At 74.5% G+C, this 3663-nt stretch carries 3 protein-coding genes and 1 pseudogene; 1 reads left to right on the top strand and 3 read right to left on the bottom strand.

Features of this window, described 5'->3' with window-relative positions; all coding sequences use genetic code 11:
• Positions 1–46: 46 nt before the first annotated feature.
• From VF468_06420 to VF468_06410, 3 genes and pseudogenes are all read right to left on the bottom strand, one after another.
• Positions 47–670, bottom strand: a complete 624-nt coding sequence (locus VF468_06420) for an arsenate reductase ArsC (protein HEX5877943.1) — start codon at positions 668–670, stop codon at positions 47–49.
• Positions 671–829: 159 nt separating this feature from the next.
• A pseudogene (locus tag VF468_06415) lies at positions 830–1075 on the bottom strand (metalloregulator ArsR/SmtB family transcription factor).
• 63 nt (positions 1076–1138) lie between these two features.
• Positions 1139–2140 carry a metallophosphoesterase gene (locus VF468_06410; GenBank protein HEX5877942.1) on the bottom strand — a complete coding sequence of 334 codons (1002 nt, stop codon included), beginning with the start codon at positions 2138–2140 and terminating at the stop codon, positions 1139–1141.
• Positions 2141–2168: 28 nt separating this feature from the next.
• Here VF468_06410 and VF468_06405 point away from each other — a divergent pair.
• Positions 2169–3663: FAD-dependent monooxygenase (locus tag VF468_06405; GenBank protein ID HEX5877941.1), on the top strand; the 1495-nt coding region annotated here is incomplete at its 3' end.

Below are 3663 nucleotides of genomic sequence, written 5' to 3'. Positions count from 1 at the left end.
AGTTCACCGGGGTGAGATGGCGACCAGCGTGCTCCTGGTCGAGTGCTCAGGCGCCGGCTGGCAGGAGCTCCGCCAGTAGCTGCCGCACGCGGGCGTCGATGTCGTCGCGGATCCGTCGCACCACCTCGACCGGCTGGCCGGCCGGGTCGTCCAGCTCCCAGTCCTCGTAGCGCTTGCCCGGGTAGATCGGGCAGGCGTCGCCGCAGCCCATGGTGACGACCACGTCGGCCGCCTTGACGAACTCGTCGGTGAGCGGCTTGGGGAACTCCCGGGACAGGTCGACCCCGACCTCGTCCATCGCTGCCACCGCGGCCGGGTTGATCTTGTCGCCGGGGTCGCTGCCGGCCGAGCGGACATGGACTCTGCCCTTGGCGTGGTGGTCGAGCAGGGCGGCCGCCATCTGGCTGCGGCCGGCGTTGTGGACACAGACGAACAGGACCTCGGGCACGTCGTTGATGATGGCTCCTTCGGCTTGGGCGAGCGCGCGCAGCTGCTCGCGGGAGAAGCGGTGCACGAACAGGGGGATGAGGTCGACCACCCGAGCGCCCGACAGCCGGTCGATGGCCTCGTTCACGTAGCGTTCGATGGTCTCGAGGGAGAAGATGCCGCGGAACTCCTCGGCCAGCGACTCGATGGAGCGGGCGAAGGTCTGGCCGGTGCGCGGGTCCATGGGCTGGTCGTGGAGCGGCACCGGCCCGCCTCCTCGGGATCCGGTGGGGCGGTTCCCGGGGGTTGGCGGGGCCCGGCCGTCGATTGCACGCCGGCACGCCACCCCAGCCGGGGCCATGCGGGCCAGGCCGTCGAGGTGGCCGGCCAGCAGCCGTAAGGCGTCGGGGTGGAGCCGGTAGTAGGTCCAGTAGCGGTAGCGGTCGCAGGTGACCAGCCCGGCGGTCCGGAGCGTCTTGAGGTGGTGGCTGACCAGCGGCTGGCCGACCCCGAGCTCCTCGGTGAGGTGGGCGACGCACAGTTGCTCGCCGGCCAGCAGCTCCACGATGCGCCAGCGCAACGGGTCAGCCAGCGCCCGAGCGACCTCGAGGGCAGGAGCTGGCGTGGCTGGCGGCGCCGTGGCGGTCATCTAGATCAATATTGACTGATACAACCGGCGGCTTCAAGGAGCGGGCGCCATCGCGTCGCTGGGTCAGGCCGTGGCCCTGAGCGTGACGCCGGCTCGTGCGGCCTGCCGCGGCCGGAGGTGGGTGCCGCCGGTGATGCGGGCGAGGTAGGAGCGGTGGCCGGGGCTGCCGGGAGGCCACTGGGCAAGGAAGCGGGCCTTCCAGGCGTCGAGGTCGAAGGGGACCGGCAGGGCGTCGCAGCGGAGCGCCCCGATGGTGGCGCCGTACAGGCTGTCGGCGGGTGGTCGGGGGTCGCTCGAGAGCCGGGTGATGACGCCGTAGCTGGTTCCGGCGAAGTTGCCGAGCCCGGCGGCGCCGTTGTTGACGACCAGGCGCCGGCGACCGCCGTCGGCGAAGGCCTGGGCGTAGGGGAGCCCGGTGTGGGTGCTGGCGAAGACGTCGACGTCGGCGCGGCGGAACCAGTCCAGCACGTCGGCGGGAGTCGTCGGCCGGCCACGCCAGCCGACCTGGCGCCGGACCTCCGGGTCGCCGGGCTCCATCGCCTCAAGGGCCAGGCGCCAGCCGGCCAGCGACTCGGGATCCCCGTGGACGATCCCGATGCGGTGCCCGGCCACGCTGGCCGTCAGGTACCGGGGCAGCTCGCCGAGGCGGTGCACCAGGCTCGGGAACTGCCGGGCCGTGTCCCGGAGCCGGGTCATGATCTGGTTGGAGCGATCGACGACGTCGTCGCCGACATAGCCGGGGTAGGCGCAGCCGCAGCCGGCGTCCTCCGAGGAGGCGAGCTCCGCCTCGACGTTGCCCTTGATCGCGTGGTGGGCCAGGACCATCTCGCCGATCGCCTGGAAGTCCTCAGGCCCCACGTCCAGCCAGTGGAAGTCGCCGTTGAACACGACCGTCGCCCGGCCGGATTCCTGTCCGGCCCGCTGGAGCACGGTCTGGAGGGCCGGCAGGTTGCCGTAGAGACCGCCGACGACGAGCAGGGTGCCGGCCTCCAGCGGTGGTGGCTGGGCGAGCGCCTCTGGCTGGTACCGGTAGGCCAGCGGGCAGGCGCGTCCCCGAGCGTCCATGGCAGCTCCAGAGCGTAGTATCGCCGCCATGGCCGGTGCGGGCATCAGCGGCGAACGGCTGGACGTCCTGATCGTCGGGGCCGGGCCGACCGGGCTCACCCTGGCCGGGCAGCTGCAGGCGCTGGGGGCGTCCTTCCGGCTCGTGGACCGGCAGGCCGACCGGGTGCACGAGTCGCGGGCCCTGGCCGTCCAGCCGCGCACCCTGGAGGTCCTGCGCGGGCTGGACGTGACCGGGGAGCTGCTGGCGCGGGGCAACGACGCGGTGTGGCTGCGGCTGCAGGCGGGCGGCCGGGCCGTGCGGGTCCGGCTGTTCGGGCTCGGCCTGGCCGACACCGCCTACCCCTTCCTGCTGTTCGTGTCCCAGGCCGAGACCGAGGCGGTCCTCGGCGACCGGCTGGCCGCTGGCGGCGGGCGGGTCGAGCGGAGCGTCGAGCTGACCGGCTTCAGCGCCGGCGCCGACCGGGTCGCCTGCACCCTGCGGCATCCCGGCGGCCGCACCGAGCAGGTGGACGCCCGCTACCTGGTCGGCTGCGACGGCGCCGCCAGCGGCGTGCGCCGCGGCGCCGGGATCCCGTTCCGGGGCGGCGCCTACCCCCAGACGTTCGCCCTGGCCGACCTGGAGATCGACGGCGACCTCGAGACCGACAGCGCCTACAGCTTCCTCGGCGAGCAGAGCATCCTGTTCTGCTTCCCGCTGGGCCGGCCCACGACCTGGCGGCTGCTGGCGATGCACCCCGGCCTGCAGGGGCGGCGGGGGCCGGACCGGCCCTCCCTGGAGGAGCTGCAGGCGCTGGCCGATCCCCTCACCGGCGGCCGGCTGCGGTTCCGCGATCCCGTCTGGCTGACCTACTTCCGCCTCCAGCACCGCCACGCCGCCCGCTACCGGGCGGGGCGGGTGCTGCTGGCCGGCGACGCCGCCCACGTCCACAGCCCGGCCGGCGCCCAGGGCATGAACACCGGCATCCAGGACGCCTGGAACCTGGGCTGGAAGCTCGCCCTGGTGGCCCGGGGACTGGCCGAGGAGAGCCTGCTCGACTCCTACGATGCCGAGCGGCGTCCGGTCGGCCGATTCGTCGTCCGCCTCACCGACCGGGCGTTCTCCGTCGCCACCTCGGCCAACCCGCTGGTAAGGACCCTGCGCACCCGGCTCGTCCCCCGGGTCCTCCCCCTGGCCCTGCGGTTCGACCGGGGGGTGGCCTACGGCTTCCGGACCGTCGCCCAGCTCGGGATCGGCTACCGGGGCAGCCCGGCGGTCCAGGAGGGCCGCCCGGCCCTGCGCCGGGGCCCACGGGCCGGGGACCGGCTCCCCGACGCCCGCGTCACCCTGGACGGGCGGCCCTGCTGGCTAGGGCAGGCGCTGGCTGAGCCCCGCTTCCACCTGCTGGCCTGCGGCCCGGTCGGCCGCTGGGACGCCGGCCGCCTGGACGCCCTGGCCCGCCGCCACCCCGGCCTGCTGGCCGTCCACCACCTGACCCGCCAGGCCGCCCCCGGCGTCCTGCACGACCCCGACGGCGCGGCCCTGG

It is taken from the genome of Actinomycetota bacterium (assembly GCA_036280995.1).
In the GTDB taxonomy this organism is placed as follows: Bacteria; Actinomycetota; CALGFH01; order CALGFH01; family CALGFH01; genus CALGFH01.
The sequence above is the reverse complement of the archived record's forward strand: the minus strand, read 5'-3'. Positions and strand labels throughout refer to the sequence as shown.